General features: G+C 72.4%; 22 protein-coding genes and 1 tRNA gene. 15 read left to right on the forward strand and 8 right to left on the reverse strand.

The genetic code is table 11. The annotated features are described in order from the left end of the window. Positions 1-252: 252 nt before the first annotated feature. Entirely contained in the window at positions 253-819 is a 567-nt protein-coding gene (gene dcd / locus LB823_RS13055; protein ID WP_224647672.1) for a dCTP deaminase, read from the reverse strand. Between the two features lie 80 nt (positions 820-899). Between dcd and LB823_RS13060 the strand changes: the two genes are divergently transcribed. From LB823_RS13060 to LB823_RS13070, 3 genes are all read left to right on the forward strand, one after another. Next, positions 900-1,484 (forward strand): hypothetical protein, encoded by a 585-nt coding sequence (locus tag LB823_RS13060; RefSeq protein ID WP_224647673.1) that lies wholly within the window; start codon positions 900-902, stop codon positions 1,482-1,484. A 75-nt stretch (positions 1,485-1,559) separates the two neighbouring features. Then, positions 1,560-1,633, forward strand: a tRNA-Gly gene (locus LB823_RS13065). Positions 1,634-1,662: 29 nt separating this feature from the next. Then, positions 1,663-1,845 carry a hypothetical protein gene (locus LB823_RS13070; RefSeq protein ID WP_224647674.1) on the forward strand — a complete coding sequence of 61 codons (183 nt, stop codon included), beginning with the start codon at positions 1,663-1,665 and terminating at the stop codon, positions 1,843-1,845. Between the two features lie 387 nt (positions 1,846-2,232). On the opposite strand, the gene LB823_RS13075 is transcribed toward LB823_RS13070, so the two are convergent. Together LB823_RS13075 and LB823_RS13080 are read right to left on the reverse strand one after the other, a co-directional pair. Further along, complete coding sequence (locus tag LB823_RS13075) at positions 2,233-3,093, reverse strand: hypothetical protein (RefSeq protein ID WP_224647675.1); 861 nt, start codon at positions 3,091-3,093, stop codon at positions 2,233-2,235. Positions 3,094-3,113: 20 nt separating this feature from the next. Further along, positions 3,114-3,485 (reverse strand): PLD nuclease N-terminal domain-containing protein, encoded by a 372-nt coding sequence (locus tag LB823_RS13080; protein WP_224647676.1) that lies wholly within the window; start codon positions 3,483-3,485, stop codon positions 3,114-3,116. A 78-nt stretch (positions 3,486-3,563) separates the two neighbouring features. Here LB823_RS13080 and LB823_RS13085 point away from each other — a divergent pair, with 78 nt between their 5' ends. Next, positions 3,564-3,887, forward strand: coding sequence for a hypothetical protein (locus LB823_RS13085; protein WP_224647677.1), 324 nt, complete (start codon positions 3,564-3,566; stop codon positions 3,885-3,887). Next, positions 3,884-4,663 carry an S-methyl-5'-thioadenosine phosphorylase gene (locus LB823_RS13090; RefSeq protein WP_374201318.1) on the forward strand — a complete coding sequence of 260 codons (780 nt, stop codon included), beginning with the start codon at positions 3,884-3,886 and terminating at the stop codon, positions 4,661-4,663. The genes LB823_RS13085 and LB823_RS13090 overlap by 4 nt, the downstream gene beginning before the upstream one ends. A gap of 3 nt (positions 4,664-4,666) precedes the next feature. On the opposite strand, the gene LB823_RS13095 is transcribed toward LB823_RS13090, so the two are convergent. From LB823_RS13095 to LB823_RS13110, 4 genes are all read right to left on the reverse strand, one after another. Further along, on the reverse strand, positions 4,667-5,005 hold the full coding sequence (locus LB823_RS13095) for a hypothetical protein (RefSeq protein WP_224647678.1): 339 nt from the start codon (positions 5,003-5,005) through the stop codon (positions 4,667-4,669). 72 nt (positions 5,006-5,077) lie between these two features. Beyond that, the gene (locus LB823_RS13100; protein WP_224647679.1) at positions 5,078-5,569 is read right to left on the reverse strand and encodes an SRPBCC family protein; all 492 of its coding nucleotides are present in this window, start codon (positions 5,567-5,569) and stop codon (positions 5,078-5,080) included. Between the two features lie 25 nt (positions 5,570-5,594). After that, positions 5,595-6,980, reverse strand: coding sequence for an aspartate aminotransferase family protein (locus tag LB823_RS13105; RefSeq protein ID WP_224647680.1), 1,386 nt, complete (start codon positions 6,978-6,980; stop codon positions 5,595-5,597). Positions 6,981-7,129: 149 nt separating this feature from the next. After that, positions 7,130-7,864: an IclR family transcriptional regulator gene (locus LB823_RS13110; protein WP_224647681.1), complete on the reverse strand. Its 735-nt coding sequence runs from the start codon at positions 7,862-7,864 to the stop codon at positions 7,130-7,132. A gap of 172 nt (positions 7,865-8,036) precedes the next feature. Here LB823_RS13110 and LB823_RS13115 point away from each other — a divergent pair, with 172 nt between their 5' ends. The 10 genes from LB823_RS13115 to LB823_RS13160 are packed head-to-tail and all read left to right on the forward strand — an operon-like array spanning position 8,037 to position 17,239. Next, positions 8,037-9,071, forward strand: a complete 1,035-nt coding sequence (locus tag LB823_RS13115) for an NrtA/SsuA/CpmA family ABC transporter substrate-binding protein (protein ID WP_224647682.1) — start codon at positions 8,037-8,039, stop codon at positions 9,069-9,071. A gap of 1 nt (position 9,072) precedes the next feature. Beyond that, entirely contained in the window at positions 9,073-9,921 is an 849-nt protein-coding gene (locus LB823_RS13120; protein WP_224647683.1) for an ABC transporter permease, read from the forward strand. Continuing rightward, positions 9,918-10,739, forward strand: a complete 822-nt coding sequence (locus LB823_RS13125; RefSeq protein WP_224647684.1) for an ABC transporter ATP-binding protein — start codon at positions 9,918-9,920, stop codon at positions 10,737-10,739. The genes LB823_RS13120 and LB823_RS13125 overlap by 4 nt, the downstream gene beginning before the upstream one ends. Continuing rightward, positions 10,736-11,764 (forward strand): ABC transporter substrate-binding protein, encoded by a 1,029-nt coding sequence (locus LB823_RS13130; RefSeq protein WP_224647685.1) that lies wholly within the window; start codon positions 10,736-10,738, stop codon positions 11,762-11,764. The genes LB823_RS13125 and LB823_RS13130 overlap by 4 nt, the downstream gene beginning before the upstream one ends. Further along, positions 11,761-12,804, forward strand: a complete 1,044-nt coding sequence (locus tag LB823_RS13135; RefSeq protein ID WP_224647686.1) for an LLM class flavin-dependent oxidoreductase — start codon at positions 11,761-11,763, stop codon at positions 12,802-12,804. Before LB823_RS13130 ends, LB823_RS13135 begins: the two co-directional genes overlap by 4 nt. Next, the gene (locus tag LB823_RS13140; RefSeq protein ID WP_224647687.1) at positions 12,801-13,964 is read left to right on the forward strand and encodes an LLM class flavin-dependent oxidoreductase; all 1,164 of its coding nucleotides are present in this window, start codon (positions 12,801-12,803) and stop codon (positions 13,962-13,964) included. The genes LB823_RS13135 and LB823_RS13140 overlap by 4 nt, the downstream gene beginning before the upstream one ends. A 20-nt stretch (positions 13,965-13,984) precedes the next feature. Then, complete coding sequence (locus LB823_RS13145) at positions 13,985-14,689, forward strand: class II aldolase/adducin family protein (RefSeq protein ID WP_374201319.1); 705 nt, start codon at positions 13,985-13,987, stop codon at positions 14,687-14,689. 25 nt (positions 14,690-14,714) lie between these two features. Continuing rightward, entirely contained in the window at positions 14,715-15,653 is a 939-nt protein-coding gene (locus LB823_RS13150; RefSeq protein WP_224647689.1) for an ABC transporter substrate-binding protein, read from the forward strand. A 9-nt stretch (positions 15,654-15,662) separates the two neighbouring features. Then, positions 15,663-16,922: a glutaminase A gene (gene glsA / locus LB823_RS13155; protein WP_224647690.1), complete on the forward strand. Its 1,260-nt coding sequence runs from the start codon at positions 15,663-15,665 to the stop codon at positions 16,920-16,922. 2 nt (positions 16,923-16,924) lie between these two features. After that, complete coding sequence (locus LB823_RS13160; protein ID WP_224647691.1) at positions 16,925-17,239, forward strand: cupin; 315 nt, start codon at positions 16,925-16,927, stop codon at positions 17,237-17,239. 19 nt (positions 17,240-17,258) lie between these two features. On the opposite strand, the gene LB823_RS13165 is transcribed toward LB823_RS13160, so the two are convergent. Then, positions 17,259-18,800 (reverse strand): molybdopterin-dependent oxidoreductase, encoded by a 1,542-nt coding sequence (locus LB823_RS13165; protein ID WP_224647692.1) that lies wholly within the window; start codon positions 18,798-18,800, stop codon positions 17,259-17,261. Positions 18,801-18,812 lie beyond the last annotated feature (12 nt).

Raw genomic sequence — 18,812 nt, forward strand, 5'->3', positions numbered from 1 at the left:
TCGAAGAACGGGTCGCGCGTACCGGCAACATTAGCACGGGCACCGTCGGCCGCGACGGGCCATCACCACCGGTCGAAACTCTGCGCCGAGACGAAGAATCCGCGCCCGCCGGTGCTGCCGGATCCGCCCGCGCAGGACCCCCCGTCGCGCCGGGGCCGGCACTCCGCCGACTGAGACGAGCACGTCCGGTCATTCGTCCTCACGATCGTGAGAACGGATGACCGGACATTCGGCGGCGAGCCCGCCGGGCGATCAGCTCTGGAAGTTGAGGTACGCCTTCGAGGGCGTCGGGCCGCGCTGGCCCTGGTACTTCGAGCCCACGGCGGAGCTGCCGTAGGGGTTCTCGGCCGGGCTGGTGAGCCGGAACAGGCACAGCTGGCCGATCTTCATGCCCGGCCACAGCGTGATCGGCAGGTTCGCGACGTTCGACAGCTCCAGCGTGATGTGGCCGGAGAAGCCGGGATCGATGAAGCCCGCGGTCGAGTGCGTGAGCAGGCCGAGGCGGCCCAGCGAGGACTTGCCCTCGAGGCGTCCGGCTAGGTCGTCGGGGAGGCTGCAGACCTCCAGCGTGGAGCCGAGGACGAACTCGCCGGGGTGCAGCACGAACGGCTCGTCCGGGTCCGGTTCGACCAGGGTGGTCAGCTCGTCCTGCCGCTGCTTGGGGTCGATGTGGGTGTAGCGGGTGTTGTTGAACACCCGGAACAGGCCGTCGAGCCGCACGTCCACGCTGGACGGCTGCACCATCTGCGGGTCGAAGGGATCGATCCCCAGGCGGCCGGATTCCACATGGGCGCGGATGTCGCGATCGGAGAGCAGCACGGGTTCAGCGTAGGGCAGGCCACACGGACCGCGAGCGTTGCCACGGGTAACGATCTCCGTGCGCGGACCGACCACAGGGCATGAAGCCCGCACGGATCGTGCTCCCCGCCCTCCTGGCCGCCGTCCTCACCGCGTGCGGATCCGGGTCCTACGGTCCGCCGACAGGCACCGTTCCGCCGCCGGTCACGGCGCCCGAGACCGGCGTATCCGTGCCGGTCACGGCCTCGGACACCGTCTCTCCCACGGCCACGGCCCCGCCGGCGGGGATCGTCGCCGATGCGCCCGAGCTCTACCGGCCCGCCAACGGCCAGGGCGTGTACTTCTTCACCCCGAGCCGCAACATCGCCTGCGGCCTCGACGCCTCGACGGTGGGCTGCCAGGTCTTCAAAACCAGCGTCATCCCGCCCGGCGCCGACTGCGACCACGGCACGATGCCCCGCGACCAACTGTCGAAGGGCTACGTGTCGGACAAGGGCGGCGCGTTCACCCCGTCGTGCTTCAACCAGGGCCTGTTCTTCATGGTCGTTCCCGAGCAGAAGACCCTGCAGTACGGGCACAGCGTCACCGCAGGCGGCATGACCTGCGTGTCCGAGGCCCGGGGCGTGACCTGCCGGCGCGGCGAGCGCGGATTCTTCGTCTCGGCGCAGAGTTTCGACCGGTGGTGATGGCCCGTCGCGGCCGACGGTGCCCGTGCTAATGTTGCCGGTACGCGCGACCCGTTCTTCGACGGTGCCGCGTCTGCCGATGTAGTTCAATGGTAGAACTCCTGCTTCCCAAGCAGGTAGCGCGGGTTCGATTCCCGTCATCGGCTCCACGAACCCGCGGTATGTATGATCGCGAATCATGGATAACGCGATGCTGCGACTCAATGCTGCGGTACTGGTGGGGATGGTCGTACTAGGCCTCGGCGTCGCAGCCTGGAACACCGCACACGAGCTGACGTTCGTCTTCCTCGTTCTCGCCGGCTCTGTACTGCTCGGCTGCGAGCGCATCGCCGTCGCGATCAGGGCGCGCGACCGTGACTGAGTCCGCGGAGAAGCCCGCGTTCCGTGACTTATTGAGGGCGTTCCTTCGGCGTCCTGGCGTTCTACCGGCATTGATCGTGCTCGTGGGTCTGCTGATGCACGGCCTCATGGTCTGGCAGCCGTGGGCATCGCCTCAGGGCGACAAGGTCGTCACTTGGAAAGATCCGTACGGGAAGAACGACGACACGGTGACGTGTGTTTCGTACAAGGGCGCGGTCACCTGCAATTGGCGGTGACCCGGCGTGGCCGCGCGTCACGCACGTCGAGCGCGACCTCCGACGATGCACATCGACGGCGGCTCCGATGACGGCGCGGATTTGAACCCCGGATCGTCAGTCCTCGTACGGATTCCACTGTGCGCCAGTGCCACCGGTTCGCACGTGATCTCCTACGCCGTCACGCCGGTCTCACACCGCGCCACCTGATCGGCGTAGAGCTGCGCATTGGTGACGATGAGGAAGGGCAGGACGACGATCTGCCCGACCACCCACCCGACGGTCGCGAACAGCAGGCTGGCGAGACTCTGGGAGGCGAGGTCGTCCCCCGGGCCCTGGACCCCGGAGGCGAGCGAGAACGGCAGGCTCACGACGGTCGAGACCACACCCAGCAGCAGGTAGGTGCACAGCACCCGGCCGAGCAGCCGCCAGTACCCGCGACGCTGGAGGGCGAAGGCGCCCCACAGCGCGTCGACGGGCCGCAGCTTCTCGATCACCAGCATCGGACCCGCGATCACCAGCGTCGGCAGGACGGCGAGCACGGCGACTGCGGCGAGCGCGAACAGCACCATCGTGGTCAGGTGCGCGGATTCCGGACCGGCCCGGACGGCGAGCGCGATCGCGGCCGCAGCAGCGACGACGATCGGCACAAGGACCACCACCACATCGAGGACACCCAGCCCCACGGCGGCCATGAGGCGCGGCCGGGCCTGCCGCCAAGCGAGGCGGAGCGGGGTCCGCTCGCCCGCGAGGTGCCGGACCGCAACGATGGAGCCGATCGCCGTCACGGCGACGCTGACCACCATCCACACGATCATCACGAGGAACGTGCCCGCAGGGTAGAGGCCGAGCGCCACCGCCACCTGGAGGCTGTCGCGGTCGGCCGTGGGCATCCAGCGCGGGTCCCCGATGAGCGGCAGGCGGGCGAGTACGCCGAGCGCCGCGATCGTGCTGATGAGCACGACCGAGAGCCCCAGCGTCGCGCCGGGGTTCGCGCGGAGCACCGCGAGGGAGGAGCGGTAGATGCTGCCCAAGCCGCGCGGCTGGGCGGCGTTCAGTCCTTGTCCTCGGGTGATTCCGAGTGGTTGCGGGCGTCCATCTCCTTGGCCCGGCGCCGCTGCTGCTCGGCGCGCTCGCGGCACTGCCGCAGGAACTCGTCGTCGTCGTCCGCGTACTGCGCGATGTGCCGGCCCGGACGCTCGTACTCCGGGAAACCCGTGGCGCGCGACGGTGCGCCCCCACCCGCGGGGGCGCCGACCGGCCGGCCCAGCAGGAACCAGATGAGCGAGCCGGCGAGCGGGATCAGGATGACGACGATCAGCCAGCCGCCCTTGGGCAGATGACGCACGCGGTACTCGTCCGAGACGATCACGTCGATGAGCGCGGCGACCCACATCAGCATCACGATCGCACCGAAGTACGGCATCTTGAACCCCCACCCTTAGGAAAACGGATAGCCGATGCTACCGCGAACCCCACAGCCGAATCGACCTATTGTGGCAGCGTGAGTGATCTCAGCCGGCAGGCGACCCGCGTCCTCCGAATCGGCAAGCGTTCCGGCGCCGTTCGGGGGCATCTCGAACTGACCGATACACACCTGAGGTTCCGCCCCGCGGGGGTGGCGTCGAAGCTGCAGGGCACGCCCTTCTCCGTCCAGCTCAAGCACGTCGCGGCGGTCGGCATCGTCGAGGAGACGGTCGGCCTGCTCAAGCGCACCCGGCAGCGGCTGTGCGTGACGCTCGGCGACGGCTCCGAGCAGTTCTTCGAGGTCGGGCGACCCGACGAGGTCGCCGAGGCCATCCGCGTCCGGCTCGGAGGCCGCGCGTGATCGGCGTGATCGGCGGCACGGGCCTGTACCGCTTCCTGCCCGCCGGGAGCGAACAGCGCACCGTCGACACCCCGTACGGGCGGCCGAGCGCGCCGATCACCGTCGGCGAGGTCGCCGGTCGCCAGGTGGCCTTCCTGCCCCGGCACGGCCGGGGCCACGAGTTCTCGCCGCACACCGTGCCCTACCGGGCGAACCTGTGGGCGCTGCGCAGCCTCGGGGTGCGCAAGGTGCTCGCGCCGTGCGCAGTCGGGAGCCTCGACGGTGCCGCCGGCCCCGGCACCATCGCGATCCCCGAGCAGCTCGTGGACCGGACGTTCTCCCGCCCGTCCACGTACTTCGACGGTGGCGGGGTGCACGTGAGCTTCGCCGATCCGTACTGCCCCGTGCTGCGCGCCGCGGCCGCGGCGCACGCGGACCGCGCCGATTCGACGATGGTCGTCATCGAGGGCCCGCGGTTCTCCACCCGCGCCGAGAGCCGCTGGTACGCGGCGCAGGGCTGGGACCTGGTGAACATGACGGGCCTTCCCGAGGCGGCGTTGGCCCGCGAGCTGAAGCTCTGTTATGCCTCGATCGCGCTGGTCACCGACCTGGATGCCGGCATCGAGGCCGGCGAGGGTGTGCGCACCGAGGACGTGCTCGCGCAGTTCCGCGCGAATCTGCCGCGGCTGACCGACGTGCTGACGAAGACGATCGCCGCGACCGATCCCGCCGCACCCTGCGACTGCGCCGCGGGCGATCACGACCTGCCGCCCGGCCTGGACCCGATCCGGGTCTGAGGCTCAGCCGTCCGCAAGGATCTTCGCGCGGGCGGCGGCGCGTTCGTCGGCGTCGATGACGCCGCGTTCCGCGAGGTCGTCGATCTCCGCGAGCCGCTCCTCGATCGATCGCTCACCGCCCAGCGCGCGGCTCTGCAGCGCCTGCACCTGCAGGTCGGTCTCCAGCGTGAAGTAGTCCTCGCCCCGGCTGGCCGCGGCGTTGTAGTTGCTCAGCCAGATGACCCCACGCACGACGAGGCTGATCACGGCGATGATCGCGATCGCCCCGAAGAAATAGGGGAACGCCGCGTCGAGGAAGGCGAAGAATCCGTCCTGCTGCGATTGCTGACCACCCGGGTTCATACGCCGACAGTAGCGGAAAATGCAGAATCCGCACGACCCGATTCGGCTGTGCGGATTCTGCAGTGCTGGTGGCTACGCCGAGCCGAGGTACCGCTCGGTGTCGCGCTGCAGCCACTTCACGACGAGCCCTACCGGGAGCCCGCTGAGGCCGATCACGCGGTCGCCGCCGACCGGCTCGATGAGCAGCGTCCAGGTGAACGTCGAGCCGCCGTCGGGGTGCGCCTCCACGCGGTACTTCTCCGCGAGCCGCGCCAGGCCGGGGGCGGTGGCGGACTGCACGTAGAAGGCCTTCTCGCACAGCGTCTCCGACTCCTCCCAGGAGTAGAAGAGCTCGTCGGCGCTGATGCCCGGGCCGAGGTGCACGCGGCGGGTGGAGCCGGCGGCGAAGGGCCGCGGGCTGGTCCACTCGATCTTGCGGATCCCCTTGCACCAGTGCAGGGGACGGTCCGAGGTCAGTTCACCCCACACCCACGAGACGGGGCGCGCGGAGCGCACCGAGAACTCGTACACGCCGGGACGCCCGGCCTGCAGTTCGGCGGGGAGGACGGGCTTGAGAGCGGGCATGTCGGGCTCCTGGCTTCTTCGGGGGTCAGACGGTGTGCGCGTCCGCGACGTTCAGCGCCTCGTCGATGATGGCGAGGCCCTCGCGGGCCTCCTCGGCGGAGACGTTGCACGGCGGCACGACGTGGATGCGGTTGTAGTTGGCGAAGGGCAGCATGCCGCCCTTCTTCAGCGCGGCGACGGTCTCGTTCATCGCGGGGCTGCTGCCGCCGTAGGGCGCCAGCGGCTCGCGGGTCTCCTTGTCGCGGACCAGCTCGATCGCGAAGAAGACGCCCTCGCCGCGGACGTCGCCGACCGACGGGTGCTTCGCCTTGAAGCCCTCGAGGGTGGGCCGGATGATCTCGTCGCCGATCGTCGCGGCGTTCTCGACCATGCCCTCCTCTGCCATGGCGTTGATCGTCGCGACCGCGGAGGCGGTGGCGAGCGGGTGGCCCGAGTAGGTGAGGCCGCCGGGGTAGGGCTTGTCGGCGAAGGTCGCGGCGATCTCGGCGCCGATGGCGACGCCGCCGAGCGGCACGTAGCCGCTGTTCACGCCCTTGGCGAAGGTCAGCAGGTCGGGGACGACGGGGCCGGCGGCGGTGGCGGCGTGCTCGATGGCGAACCACTTGCCGGTGCGGCCGAAGCCTGCCATGACCTCGTCGGCGATCATGACGATCCCGTACTTGGTGCACAGCTCGCGGACGCCGGCGAGGTAGCCGGGCGGCGGGACCATGATGCCGGGGGTGCCGGGGATGGACTCGAGGATGATCGCAGCGATGGTGTTCGGGCCCTCGAGCACGATGGTGCGCTCCAGGTGCTCGAGCGCGCGCTGCGACTCCTGCTCCTCGGTCTCGGCGTAGAAGGACGACCGGTAGAGGAAGGGTCCGTCGAAGTGGGCGACGGACTCGCCGCCGAAGTCGCTGGCGAACCGGCGGGTGTCGCCGGTGACGTTGATCGCGAGCTCGGTGCCGCCGTGGTAGCTGCGGTAGCGGCTGAGCACCTTGCGGCGGCCGGTGTGCACGCGCGCCATGCGAATGGCGTGCTCCACGGCGTCGGCGCCGCCGTTGGTGAAGAAGACCTTGTCGAGATCGCCCGGGGTGCGCTCGGCGATGAGCCGCGCGGCCTCGCTGCGGGATTCGTTGACGTGCTGGGGCGCGATGGTGCAGATCTTCGCGGCCTGCTCCGCGATGGCCGCGACGACCTTCGGGTGCTGGTGGCCGATGTTGGTATTGACCATCTGCGAGCTGAAGTCGAGGAGCTTGCGCCCCTCGCCGTCCCAGACGTAGGAGCCCTCGGAGGCGAGGATCGTCATGGGAGTGATCTGCGCCTGCGCCGACCACGAGTGGAAGACATGGGCGCGGTCGAGCTCGTAGGCGCGGGCTCCTGCGGCGACGGCGTCGTCGAGAGTCCGGCCGTCGGGCAGCGTGTTCGTCATAGCTGTTCTCCAAGAAATGTCTGCGGCAATGCCGGCTGGCGATATCCGCGGGTATGCGCTGCTCACCTGGTCACGTCACGGTGACTGCAACGATACTCGCCGGATCCGCGGCTCTCTCGGGCCGGTGATCGGCCCCGGCGACGCCGGGGTCAGGCGAGCGCGTCGGCGATGTCGCGGGCCGTGGACCTGGCGAGTTCCACGTACATCGGCACGCGCTCGGGGGTCATCAGCTCCACCGGGCCGCGCAGGCCGAGGGCGAACCGGCAGGTGCCGTCCGCGCGCAGGACGGGGAGGCCGATGGTGCGGAATCCCGCGTCCAGCTCCTCGTCGTTGAAGGCGTAGCCGCGGTCCCGGGTCCGCTCCAATTCGGCGGCCAGCTCGTCCGGCCCGGTCACGGAACGGTCGGTGCCGCCCTCGTAGGGCAGGAGCTCCAAGAGGTCGTCGGCGGCGTCGCCCCAGACGAGCAGCGCCTTGCCCAGCGCGCTCGCGTGCACGGGGAGCCGGATCCCTTGCAGCCGATCGCCGTCCGCCTCGCGCCAGCGGCTCGTCGCCACCAGCACCGCGTCCCCGGCCTGCCGGATCGCGATGGACGCGTTCGCCCCCACGGTGGTGGCGAGGAGTTCGAGGTGCGGCTCCGCGCGGTAGGCCCCGTACTGCCGGTGCGCGAGCTGGCCGAACTCGGTGAGCGCGCCGCCCACGCGGTACCGGTTGCCGTCCTTGTCGAGGAAGCCGGCGGCGACGAGGCTCCCCATCAGGCGGTGCGTGGTGCTCACGGCGAGACCGCACCGTCGCGCGACCTCCGAGACACCCAGCGCGTCGCCGTCGCGGAAGCAGGCGAGGATCTCGAACGCCCGCGCGACGGTTTGCACCCCTGAATTCTCCACGCCGCCACCCTAGCGACGACCCGCTGAATTTTCCATAGAGCGGGAAACTTCTTGCTCGTCCGCCGGAAATCGGTGTCAAACATTCCGATCACCGGAAGGCAATGTCTACGCCTGCCGCCTCTCGCCGCCTAGATTCACCAGTCATCCGTTCCCCTTCGTGAGGAGTTCGACCATGACCGCCAACCGGTTCCGCGCCGGCGCCATCGCCCTCGGCATCACCGCCCTCGTGGCCGTCGGAACGACCGCGTGCGGCGGCTCGTCCCAGGAGCCCGCCGCCGGCGACTTCGTGCTCAAGGTGACCGCGCCGCAGAACGCCGGTGCGCTCGCCGTCGGCAAGCGCGACCACGTCTTCGACGACGCCCTCAAGCCGCTCGGCGCCCGCATCGAGTGGGTGGAGGCCCCGCCCGCGTTCAGCGCGAACCTCAAGCTGTTCAACGCCGGCCAGCTCGACGTCTCGGAGGGCGCGTACAGCCCCGTCGTCGGGGCGCTGTCGAAGAACGTGCCGGTCCGGATCGTCGCCGTGGCGCACAACGAGGACCGCAGCCGCAGCGGCATCATCGTCCGGCCCGACTCCGGCATCCGCTCCGTCGCCGATCTCCCCGGCAAGCGCGTCGCCGTCAACGCCGCCGCCAAGGGCGACTACATCACGCTGAAGGCGCTGCAGCAGGCCAAGATCCCCGTCGACCGCGTCGAGCGGGTCGCCCTGCAGCCCTCCGACGCGACGGCCGCCTTCTCGACCGGCAGGGTCGACGCGTGGGCGTCGTTCAACGACCCGTACGAGGAGGCCCGGGCCCGCGGCGGCGTCGAGATCGCCACCGAGGAGTCCATCGACTCGCGCGACCACACGATCCTCGCCTTCCGCACCGCGGTGCTGGACGCCCGGCCCGACGTGGCCGCCGCCTTCCTCACCGCGCTCCAGGGCCTCAAGGAGCGGCAGCGCACGGATCCGGCCGCCTTCCAGAACGTCTTCGACCAGGCCGGGCCCCGCGCCGTGACCGGCGACCGGCTCGCCCGCGCCATCGCCTCCGACAGGGTCGTCGGCGTGCCGCGCTACCCGACGGCCGAGGACGAGGCCGACCTGCAGTCGGTGATCGACCTGTTCGCCGACAACGCCGTCATCAGCCGCCGCGTCCCCGCCTCCGAGGTGCTGTACCCGCTGCGGAGCAAGGCGGCCGAATACAGCGCGGCCGCCGGCAAGGGGCGCTGACATGGCGGTCCTCGACCTCCGACGCCAGGCGTCGACGGTGCCCGACGCCCTGATCGTGCCCGACGTCCGCAGCAGCCGGCCGCGCTCGCGTGCGCAGTCGATCGCGCTGCGCCTGCTCGTCCCGGCGCTGCTCGTGCTCGCCTGGTGGGCCGGCTCCGCTTCGGGGCTGCTCCGGCCCGAGATCCTCGCCTCCCCCGGTCAGGTCGGCTCCGCGTTCCTCGAGCTGGCGCGGACCGGGCAGCTGCTGGACTTCAGCATCGCCTCCTTCCGGCGTGCCGGGGCGGGCGTCCTGCTCGGCGTCGGCGTGGGCCTGACGCTGGGCGTGATCTCCGGGCTGTCGGCCCTCGGCGAGGAGCTCGTGGATTCGACGATGCAGATCGTGCGCGCGGTGCCCTTCCTCGCCCTGGTGCCACTGTTCATCGCCTGGTTCGGCATCGACGACGTCTTCAAGGTCCTGCTCATCGCGGTCGCCACCGTCGCGCCGATGTACGCCTACACCTACCTCGGCGTCCGCAACATCGACCGCAAGACCGTCGAGGCGGCCCGCGAGTTCGGGCTCACCGGGCCGCGATTGGTGGCCGAGGTGGTGCTGCCCGCGGCGCTGCCCGCGATCCTCATGGCCCTGCGGATCTGCCTCGCGATCAGCATCACCGGCCTCATCGCGGCCGAGCAGGTGGGCACCAAGGAGGGCATCGGCTACCTGGTGACGCTGGCGCAGGAGTACAACCGCACCGACTACATGGTGCTGTGCGTCGTGCTCTACGGCGCCCTCGGCCTGATCTTCGACGCGATCGTCCGCGTCGCGGAGCGGTACGGGATGCCGTGGCGGCGACAGGTGGCGTTCCGATGAGCGCGCCTGCCTCCGAATCCGCGCTGCCCCCGCTCGCCGAGCGCGGCCCGTCGCCCGCCACCGCCGCCGATCGCCGCGCCGGCGAGCCCGTGGCCGTCCGGCTGACCGGGGTGCGGAAGAGCTTCGACGACAAGACCGTCCTCGACGACATCGACCTCACCGTGCACCGCGGCGAGTTCGTGGTGCTGCTCGGCCCCAGCGGCACCGGCAAGACCACGCTGCTGCGCCTGTTGAGCGGGCAGCTGGCGCCGGACGAGGGCACCGTCGAGGTCCCTCCCGCCCGCACGTCCGTCTACCAGGAGCCGCGGCTCATCCCGAACAAGCGGGTGCTGCGCAACGTCACCGTCGGCCAGCCCCGCGGCCGCGACACCGACGAGCGTGCGCTCGCCGCGCTCCGCGAGGTCAACCTCGGCGAGGAGGCCCGGCAGTGGCCCGCCACCCTGTCCGGCGGCGAGGCCCAGCGGGTCGCGCTGGCCCGGGCCCTGGTGCGCGAGCCCCGGCTGCTGCTTCTCGACGAGCCCTTCGCCGCACTGGACGCACTCACCCGGCTCCAGATGCAGGACCTGGTGGGCGATCTCGTCGCGCGGCACCGTCCCGCGGTCCTCATGGTCACCCACGACGTCGACGAGGCCGTCCGCCTCGCCGACCGGGTGATCGTGCTCCACGGCGGCGCCTTCGTGCTGGACGAGGACATCGACCTCGTCCGTCCCCGCGACCGCGCCGACCCCGCGGCGCTCGACTACCGAACCCGCCTGCTCTCCCACCTCGGGGTGGGGCGCGGGCACACACCGTCCCCTCGAGGAGAGGCCAGGCCATGACCAGCACGCTCACCGACACCCTCTGGTACACCCGCTGCCCCGTGCCCACCGCGAGCGGCGTCGCGCACGCCCGCGGCTGGCTCGCGGACGCCGCCGTCGACGCCGGGCTCACGCTGAGGGTGCTGCAGGACAGTGCCCCCGACGTCGCGGCGCGGCACTTCGACCACGACCTCCCCGGCCTGATCCGCGAGGGTGGCAACGTCCCCGCGCTCGCGGCCCGGGCGGAGGGCTCGCCGACCCGCCTCCTCGGACTCACCTGGATCGACGAGGCGCAGGCGATCGTCGTCCGGCCGGACTCCCCCATCGCCGACGCGGCGGACCTGCGGGGCGCCCGGCTCGCGCTGCCGACCTGGGCGGCGGACCGCGCCCGCAGCTTCCCGCGCGCGATGGCCCTGCACGGCTTCCGGAACGCACTCCGGCTCGCCGGCCTCGACGTCGCCGACGCCCGCCTCGTCGAGGTCCCCGCGGAGGGCGACCCGCAGGTCGTCGGCGCGGCCCGCTCCACCACGTGGGGCGTCGACCGGCTGATCGCCGGCGACGTGGACGCGGTGTACGTCAAGGGCGCCCGCGCCCGCGACGTGGTGCGCGAGCACGGGCTGCGCACCGTCGTCGACCTGGACGCGACCGCCGACCGCGCGGCGCGGGTGAACAACGGCACGCCCCGCCCGATCACCGTGCACCAGGCGCTGCTCGATGAGCGGCCCGACCTGGTCACGGACTTCCTCGTGCGCAGCCTCCGCGCCGCGGACTGGGCTGCGGAGCACCCCGGTGAGGCCCGCGCGGTGCTGCAGCGCGAGACCGGCTCCGCGTCCGAGGGCGCCGCCGCCGCGTACCCCGACCACGTGATCGCCGGCCTGCACCCCTCGCTCGACGAGGACCGGCTCGAGCTGCTCGGCCGCCAGCAGCAGTTCCTGCTGGCGCACGGTTTCCTCGCGGCCGACTTCGACCTGGAGTCCTGGGTCGCGCCGGAGCCACTGCTGCGCGCCCGGGCGATCATCGCGGAGCGCGCCGGGGTCACCCGATGACGGGCGTGGACTGGCGGCTCTCCGTCCGCGGCGACGCCCGCCGCGCGGGAACGCCGCCCGCCCGCACCGCCTTCCGCGACCTGCTCGACGCCGTCGACGCCGCCGAGCTGGCGGGGGTCGACGGGGTCCTGGTGCCCCGCGACCCCGCCGGGGACGAGTCCTGGGTGGTCGCCGGCGCCGCCCTGCGCGCGACCCGGCACCTGCGGGTGACGGCGGAGTTCGACCCCACCTTCGGCAGCCCGGTGTACGCCGCCAAGGTCTCCGCGACCCTGCAGCGGCTCTCCCGCGGCCGGTTCGGCTGGCGGCTGCAGGCCGAGCCCGACGCGGACGAGGCTCGCACCCGCGGCGACGTGCTCGCGAGCGCGGAGCGGTACCGCCGCGCCGCCGAGTTCCTCGAGGTCGCACGCGGCGTGTGGAACAGCGACCCGGTGGGCGGGAACGGCTTCGAGGGCACGGGATTCGAGTACGACGGCGACCACTTCCACGTGGCGGGCGGCGGCTTCCGCGGCATCCTTTCGGGGTTGCCCTTCCCCCGCGTGGAGATCGCCGGGGACGACGGTGCCGCCCTCGCCCTGTCCGCCCGCCTCGGTGACGTGCACGTCTTCACCGAGCGACGGGACGCGCCGCTCGAGGACCGGCTCATCGCCCTGCGCTCCGCCGCCGCGGCGACGGGACGCACGGTGGGCGTCGCGCTGGAGGTGCCCGTCATCGCCCGCGAGACCGACGACGAGGCCTGGCACCGCGCCGACCGGCTGACCCGCCAGGCCGGCGCGGAGCCCGACGCGGCGGACCGCCTCGACGCCGTGCGCTGGGCGGGCTTCCGGGCCGCCGGTTTCGGCGACGAGATCGGTCTTGTCGGCTCGTATTCGACGGTGGCGCACCGCCTGCGGGAGTACGCCGAGGCGGGCGTCGACACGGTGATCCTCACCGGCCGCCCGCACATCGAGGAGATCCACCGCGTCGGCGAGCACCTGCTGCACCTGACCGACCCGTCGGCGCGCCTGCTCCGCGCGCCCCGTCCCGAGGAGGCGAACGCGTGACCGTCGACTTCTACTGGCGCATCGGCATGGAGGGCGACCACGCCTCCCTGCGCGAGCCGCGCCGCTACAACCGGGGCGAGGCGCAGGGCATCGGCCCCGGCAACATCGCCCCGGCGATCCGCGGCGGCGAGCCCGACGGCTACGCCTACATCGACCACGCCGCGGCGGTGGTGCGCGCCTCCGAGCGGGCGGGCTTCGTCGGCGGCCTGCTGCCGAGCTTCCCCGTCACCGAGGATCCGTGGGCCTTCGCGTCGGCCCTGGCCGCCGAATCGGAGACCTACCGCTTCATGGTCGCCTTCCAGCCGGGCTTCCTGCATCCCGTGCAGGCGGCGCGGATGTCGGCGACCCTTCAGCGCGCCACCGGCGGCCGGCTCGTCTACAACATCATCAGCGGGGGCGGCGGCCGCCCGCAGCTGTGGTGGGGCGACAAGGTGGACCACGACGACCGGTACGCCCGCACCAGCGAGTTCCTCGACGTGCTGCGCGGAGTCTGGCGGGGCGAGCCCCTCCACCACGACGGCCGGTTCTACCGCACCGACGGTGCCGCGCTGCCGCCGCTGCTCGCGGAGCAGTCCTTCCCCGAGGTGTACTTCTCCGGCTCCTCCGGCGCGGCCGTCGAGGCCGCGGGGCGGCACGCCGACTACTACCTCTCCTGGCTGGAGCCCTACGCCGACCTCCGCGCCAAGTTCGACGGGGTGCGCGCGCACTCGGAGAAGCTCGGCCGCACACCGAAGTTCGCGGTCCGGATCGACGTCGTCGCCCGGCACACGGAGGAGGCCGCCTGGGCCGAGATCGAGAAGGGCTGGGCGTTCGTCGACCGCGGCGCCGCCGAACGCGCCGCGCAGGGCGACTCCGTGGGCGCCGCCCGGATCGCCGGCTGGGTGCCCACCACCATCACCGGCTACCGCGACCTCGAGGTGCAGCCCAACGTGTGGTGCGGCTTCAGCCTGATCCGCGGCGGCCCGGCCTTCGGCCTCGTCGGCAGCTACGAGCAGGTCGCCGAGCGGCTCGACGAGCTCCGCGAGCTCGGCGTCGACGCCTTCATCCTGGCCGGCAATCCGCACCTCGAGGAGGCCTACCGGGTCGGCGAAGAGGTCCTCCCCCTGCTCCGGAGCAGCATTCCCACCGATCTGCGCGCGCCCGCCCTGCGCGCCGGATGACCACCACCGAAAGGACCGTCATGACCACCGTGCTCCCCCTCGACGACACGGCGCTCGCCTTCGTCGACGCCACCGCCCGCGACGCGCAGAAGGCCTTCCGCGTCTTCCGCGAGACCGGCACCGTCTCCGCCAACGGCACCGTCAACTTCGTCGAGCGCATCCCCGGCACCGAGGCCGCGGTCGCTCTCAACGAGCCCGGCCCGTGGGCCGACGCCCCGATCGCCCGCCCCGTCGTCGCCACGTTCGACGGCGAGGTCCTGCAGGGCGAGGGCGGCGCGGGCTTCGTCACCGCCTACGCGGACCTGTTCCGCGCGCACCCCGAGATCACCTCGGTCGTGCACGTGCACACCCCGTGGCTCGGCGGGTTCGCGCAGACGCACCGTCCGCTCCCGATCCGCTACGCCGCGTCCCAGCGGCTCACCCTCTCGCGCTCGATCCCGCCGCACATCGACCGCACGATCGGCGCCGGCGAGTTCATCCTCGGCGAGCTGGAGCGGGACCCCCACCTGGCGGCGATCTTCGAGGCCAACGGCGGCGTCAACGTGATCGGCCGCGATGGCCTCCTGGCGCTCGCGAAGTTCGTGGTGCTGCTGGAGGAGGGCGCCCAGTACCAGGCCATCGGCGAGGCGGTCGGCGGTACGCAGGAGTTCGATCCCAGCAACCTCGTCGCGCAGTGGGGCCGCAGCGGCCTCCTCGACCGCGCCCGCGCGCACGGCCTCGTCTGACCCGGAAATCCAAGGAGCACACACCATGACGCTGCGCGTCGGATACTTCCCGCACAACAACTCCCTGTTCGTCCTGCGCCACCGCGGCATCCTCGAACGGTCGATCCCCGACGTCGAGTGGGTCGACCTGCGCGACCTCCCCGAGCCGCCGGCCGTCGACCCGCGGTCGGGCCTGCCGACGCTGCACTCGGACTGGCTCTTCGCCGACGGCGGCTACGACGTGATCGGCACCGGCTTCACGCCGCCGATCACGGCGCTCGGCGCCGGGCACGACGTGGTCTACCTGGGCATCTCGGGGCCGCGCGTCGAGAACGGGCGGATCGTCGCGCTGGCCGGCAGCGGGATCACCTCCCCCGCTGACCTGCGCGGCAAGCGCGTGGGCGTGGCGCACGGGTCGTGGCAGACCACCCTCGTGCTGTTCGCGCTCGACGACGCCGGGCTCACCTGGGCCGACATCGAGCCCGTCGACGTCGACGTGCACGCGGGCGGCGAGGCGCTACTGGCGGGCGACATCGACGCCTGGGTCGGAGCCTACCCCGGCCTCGCCGCCGTGGAGTCGCGGGCGGAGCTGGTGACGCTCGTGGACACCGCGTCGGTGTTCAGCCACCCGTCGCTGTGGTTCACCTCCCGCCGGCTCGCCGAGGAGAACCCGGAGGCTGTGCGCGCCGTCCTGGCCGCGCTCGCCGAGTCCGACGCCTGGGTCACCGCGAACCCGCGAGAGGCGGCCGCGTACTTCGCCGACGACGCCGCGGCGCGCGGATTGCCCGCGGATCTCGACGCCTGGGAGGCCGCGGTGCGCGGGCGCCCCTTCGGCGTCGGCCCCGTGACCGAGGACTTCCTCGACGAACAGCAGCGCGCCGCCGACCTGTTCGTCGCCGGTGGCCTGCTGCCCCGGCGGGTCGACGTGCGCGCCGCGGTGCTGCCCTGGATCGGCGAGGCGGCGGGGGCGGTCACCGTCGGATAGCTTGGCGGTATGAGCGAGACGAGCACGGACCAGCGCCCCGGCGGCCTCACCGGGTTCACCGACAACCCCGTCAACGCGGCGATGGCCCGCGTGCTCGACGACGTGCGCCGCGAGGAGCACCCGGGCGCCGTCGCCGACTACATCCCCCAGTTGGCGACGGCGGACCCGGAGGCCTTCGGCGTGGCGTCGGTGTCCGTCCACGGGCACAGCTACGGCGCCGGCGACTACCGCGTTCCCTTCACCATCCAGTCGATGAGCAAGCCCTTCGTGTACGCGCTGGCCCTCGAGGCGCTGGGGACCGAGGCGGTGCTGGAGCGGATCGGCGTCGAGCCCAGCGGCGAGGCCTTCAACGGCATCAGCTTCGACCCGTCGGGCCGGCCGGAGAACCCCCTCATCAACGCGGGCGCGATCGTCTCGACGTCGCTGATCCCGGGGGCCGACGGTGCCGAACGGTTCGCCGCGATCCGGGAGGGACTGTCGCGCTTCGCCGGCCGCGACCTGGAGCTGGACGAGGCGGTCTACCGGTCGGAGTCGGAGACGGGCTTCCGCAACCTCGCCCTGGCCGCGCTCGCCCGGTCGACGGACGCGCTGCGCGTCCCCATCGAGGACGCGCTCGACCCGTACTTCCGGCAGTGCTCTCTCCTGGTGGACGCGCACGACGTCGCGGTGATGGGCGGCACCCTCGCCAACGGCGGCGTCAACCCCGTCACCGGCGAGCGGGTGGTGAGTGCGGCGGTCGCGCAGCACACGCTCTCGGTGATGACGGGCTGCGGCATGTACGACCGCTCGGGCGCCTGGATGGTGTCCGTGGGCATCCCCGCCAAGTCCGGCGTGGGTGGCGGCATCGTCGCCGCGACGCCGGGCGAGTACGGCATCTGCGTGTTCAGCCCGCCGCTCGACGAGGCCGGCAACTCCAGCCGCGGCGTCGCGGTACTGCAGCGGATGAGCAGCGAGTTCGGGCTGCACCTGCTGAACCGGTCGATCACCCCGGTGAGCGCCGTCGCGTCCGTCACCACCGACCCGTCGACCGGCCGGACGGTGCTGCGCCTGCGCGGCGAGGTGGACTTCGTCGCCGTGGAGGAGGTCGTGCACGAGGCCCTGAGCCTGGGCCGCGCGCAGAGCGGCAGCACCATCGTCCTCGACCTCACGGACGTCACCCGGATCTCGACGGTGGCCGCCTACCTGCTGACCCAGCTCTCCTCCGACGTGGGCTACGGCGTGCGCGTGGTGATGGAGGACCCGTCCAGCCTGTGCGTCGCTGGACGCTGACCATGCGATTCATCGCGAGTGACGAATTCACCCCCGATCGGCCGTGGGATGCGCTGCCCCTCGCCACGATCTCCCCCGCGACCGTGCGCCTGCACTGGACCGACTCGGAGTACGTGTGGCACCGGAACGACGGAACGGAGGTGTTCATCGTCGTCGCCGGCGAGGTCGACATGCACTACCGCGACGACTGCGGCGACGAGCACGTGCGGCGGCTCGCCCCCGGGCTCGTCTGCGTGGCGGAGATCGGCGACGAGCACAAGGCTGTGCCCGTCAGCGCCGCCAGCATCGTCGTCGTCGAGCAGGAAGGCTCCATCTAGATAGACGGCGCCGAGCGCCTCAGCGGGCGACGACGCTGACGCGGTGCCATCCGGTGGCACCGTCGGGGGCGGGCGGCGCCTTCGCGTCGGTCTGGACCCTGCCCTCGGCGTCGGTGGCGCGCACCTCGAGGGTGTGCTCGCCGCGGTCGAGCGGGAGGGAGACGCTCCACTGCCGCCAGGTGTCCGGGCCGACGGTGTCGGCGAGGCGGGTGGGCACCCACGCGCCGGAGTCGGCGCGGACCTCGACGCCGCCGATGCCGGTGTGCTGCGCCCAGGCGACCCCCGCCACCGTAACCGCGCCGGCGGAGACGGGGCCGCGCGGCACGTCGATCCTCGACTGCACCTTGATCGGTCCGAGCGCCGACCAGCCCCGCGGAGTCCAGTAACCCTGATCCTCCGCGAAGGTCGTGACCTTGAGCGAGGTCACCCACTTGGTCGCCGACACATAGCCGTACAGGCCGGGGACCACGAGCCGGGCGGGGAAGCCGTGGATCACGGGCAGCGGCGCCCCGTTCATGCCGATCGCCAGCAGGGAGGCGCGGGCGGGGTCGCGCAGCACCTCCAAAGGGGTGCCCGCGGTGAAGCCGTCGCTGCTGCGCGAGAGCACCATGTCGGCGCCGGCTCGGGGCCGCGCCCGCTCCAGCAGGTTCCGGATCGGGTGGCCGAGCCAGAGCGCGTTACCGATGAGGTCGCCGCCCACCTCGTTGCTGACGCACGCGAGCGTGGCGTGGTGCTCCTCCAGCGGCAGCGCGAGCAGCTCGTCCCAGGTGAGGGTGAAGGGAGCGTCGACCATGCCGTGGACGCGGAGCGACCAGTCCGCGGGGTCGAGTTGCGGGATGCGCAGGGCGGTGTCGATGCGGTAGAAGTCCGCCGTGGGCGTGACGTAGGGAGTGAGCCCGGCGATCGGCGGGTCGGCCGGGGCCGGTGGTGCGAGGGTCCGCGGCGCGGGCAGGCGGAGCGTCTCGCGCGCCGCCTTCACCGCCGTCGCGCCCGCCGAGAGCAGGCGGGCCCCGGCGAGGGCCAGCACCGTCGTCCCCGCGGCTGCGCCGGCGACGAGGAGGAAGCCGCGCCGGTCCATCCCGGCGGCGTCCTCCGGGGCGTCGGGCGCGGGGCGGAGGCGGAGGCGGCGGATCGCCAGGCGCAGGACGAGGATCGACGTCGCGATGCCCACGAGGCTCGGGACCGCCCAGGTCGCCGTGGCGTCCGGGCGCAGGATCGCGATCAGCGCGCCGACGATCCCGACGAGGCCGAACAGCCCTGCGCCCCAGGGCGGGCGGCGCAGTTCGAGCAGGCCCGCGGCCGCGGCCCCCAGAGCGAGCACCACGCCCATCGAGCCGAGCAGGACCGCCTTGTCGGCGGTACCGAAGGACTCGACGGCGAAGTCCTTGAGCCACGGCGGCGCGGCGTCGATGACCGCGGCCCCGCCCGCGAACAGCGTGCTGGCGCCGGGCGCGACGACGGCGGCGACGAGTTCCGCCACCGCCAGCCCGGCCGTCCCGGCCAGGACACCCGCCAGCGCGGCGGCCCAGGCGGTCGTGTGGCTCGCGGTCTCCTCGGTCATGGATCCAGCGTG

Source organism: Tsukamurella sp. M9C, assembly GCF_020169415.1.
Taxonomy (GTDB): Bacteria; Actinomycetota; Actinomycetes; order Mycobacteriales; family Mycobacteriaceae; genus Tsukamurella.

Coding starts and splice junctions, on each gene's coding strand:
- LB823_RS13060 (WP_224647673.1), top strand. CDS start 900: ATGAAGCCCGCACGGATCGTGCTCCCCGCCCTCCTGGCCGCCGTCCTC.
- LB823_RS13070 (WP_224647674.1), top strand. CDS start 1,663: ATGGATAACGCGATGCTGCGACTCAATGCTGCGGTACTGGTGGGGATG.
- LB823_RS13080 (WP_224647676.1), bottom strand. CDS start 3,485: ATGCCGTACTTCGGTGCGATCGTGATGCTGATGTGGGTCGCCGCGCTC.
- LB823_RS13095 (WP_224647678.1), bottom strand. CDS start 5,005: ATGAACCCGGGTGGTCAGCAATCGCAGCAGGACGGATTCTTCGCCTTC.
- LB823_RS13100 (WP_224647679.1), bottom strand. CDS start 5,569: ATGCCCGCTCTCAAGCCCGTCCTCCCCGCCGAACTGCAGGCCGGGCGT.
- LB823_RS13105 (WP_224647680.1), bottom strand. CDS start 6,980: ATGACGAACACGCTGCCCGACGGCCGGACTCTCGACGACGCCGTCGCC.
- LB823_RS13115 (WP_224647682.1), top strand. CDS start 8,037: ATGACCGCCAACCGGTTCCGCGCCGGCGCCATCGCCCTCGGCATCACC.
- LB823_RS13120 (WP_224647683.1), top strand. CDS start 9,073: ATGGCGGTCCTCGACCTCCGACGCCAGGCGTCGACGGTGCCCGACGCC.
- LB823_RS13125 (WP_224647684.1), top strand. CDS start 9,918: ATGAGCGCGCCTGCCTCCGAATCCGCGCTGCCCCCGCTCGCCGAGCGC.
- LB823_RS13130 (WP_224647685.1), top strand. CDS start 10,736: ATGACCAGCACGCTCACCGACACCCTCTGGTACACCCGCTGCCCCGTG.
- LB823_RS13135 (WP_224647686.1), top strand. CDS start 11,761: ATGACGGGCGTGGACTGGCGGCTCTCCGTCCGCGGCGACGCCCGCCGC.
- LB823_RS13145 (WP_374201319.1), top strand. CDS start 13,985: ATGACCACCGTGCTCCCCCTCGACGACACGGCGCTCGCCTTCGTCGAC.
- LB823_RS13150 (WP_224647689.1), top strand. CDS start 14,715: ATGACGCTGCGCGTCGGATACTTCCCGCACAACAACTCCCTGTTCGTC.
- glsA (WP_224647690.1), top strand. CDS start 15,663: ATGAGCGAGACGAGCACGGACCAGCGCCCCGGCGGCCTCACCGGGTTC.
- LB823_RS13160 (WP_224647691.1), top strand. CDS start 16,925: ATGCGATTCATCGCGAGTGACGAATTCACCCCCGATCGGCCGTGGGAT.
- LB823_RS13165 (WP_224647692.1), bottom strand. CDS start 18,800: ATGACCGAGGAGACCGCGAGCCACACGACCGCCTGGGCCGCCGCGCTG.